This window comes from Burkholderia sp. A9 (assembly GCF_000801975.1).
In genome coordinates, this window is sequence record NZ_JSZN01000048.1 from 1 (window position 1) to 1260 (window position 1260).

At 51.1% G+C, this 1260-nt stretch carries 2 protein-coding genes; both read right to left on the minus strand.

The window, feature by feature from the left end; all coding sequences use genetic code 11:
• Positions 1 to 669 (minus strand): putative type VI secretion system effector (locus PI86_RS15160; RefSeq protein WP_039324115.1); only part of this gene is annotated, 669 nt, incomplete at its 3' end.
• A 40-nt stretch (positions 670 to 709) separates the two neighbouring features.
• Positions 710 to 1260 (minus strand): putative type VI secretion system effector (locus PI86_RS16685; RefSeq protein ID WP_082012252.1); only part of this gene is annotated, 551 nt, incomplete at its 5' end.

Here is a 1260-nt window from a genome sequence, read left to right on the forward strand (position 1 = left end):
CTTCGGCAAACTAACATTGGGAGGATCTTTCCATCCGAATGCCGCGAATATTCGATTAGCCATTGGCAATTGACCCTTAAATCTCGCCAAAACTCTATAAGCGACAAAAACAGCCACGACCTCAATCGTCAACCATCCCGTCAGGTAGACCTCAAACATCAATTTCCACCGATCAAACGAACTATCGTGCATCACCATTGCCGTTACAAGCAACGTCATTGTCAGCGCACATCCGCTCCAAAACAACATCGACAATTTCAAAACGAATTTAAATAACGCTCGACTTCCTCGTTCGCAATGAGGGTGAACGGACAAAATTCCATCACTACACCGCCTGATTGCGTATCCAATCCATCCGGTCTCCGCCCGCTCCGCGACAACCTCGACCTCATCACCGTTCTCGAAGACAGACAGCCAAATCCACGCGCGGACTTCCTCCCCGTTCAGCGTGAAGGTCACTAGGTCCCCCACCGTATCCGTCAACTGCGTGGATGTACTGAGGTTGAGTGCAATGTCGTTCAAGCCAGCCAGCACCGCCACGATCGCGGTTCGCTCCATTGCCTGCTTATCCGCGTCCCTGAAGATGGTCTCATAGGAGGCTCGGCGCTTCGTCAGTCCTGTGATGGTTCCACGTAATAGCACAGGGATAGGGGCTTGCTTATGTTCCATCTTTGCCTCTCGTCGCGACAAGCGCCCACTCAACAGGAGTTCATGATTCGCCATAGCGGAAAATAAGCTTACCCATCTGCCAGGTATCTTCAGATTGCCGCAGCTTCTTCGATGCTTTCGGCAAATCTACGTTTGGCGGATTTTTCCACCCAAAAGTTGAAAATATCTTGTTAGCCATTGGCAGTTGCCTCTTAAATCTGCGGCTGACTCTATAAGCAATCAAGACAGCCGTGACCTCCCATACCGTCCATGCAAACGCAAACACCCCCACACTTTCACCCCAACCATTCGGCATGCCATTAGACATAGCTAACACTACGACGAGTAGTGTGACCACCAACCCACAACCAGTCCAAAAAAGCACGGACCATTTCAGGAAGAATTTTAAAACCGCCATACTTCCACGCTCGCAATGAGGGTGAACGGACAAAATTCCATCACTACATCGCCTGATCGCGTATCCAATCCATCCGGACTCCGCCCGCTCCGCGACAACCTCGACTTCATCACCATTTTCGAAGACAGACAGCCAAATCCATGCACGGACTTCCTCGCCGTTCAGCCTGAAGGCCACTAGGTCCCCCACCGTAT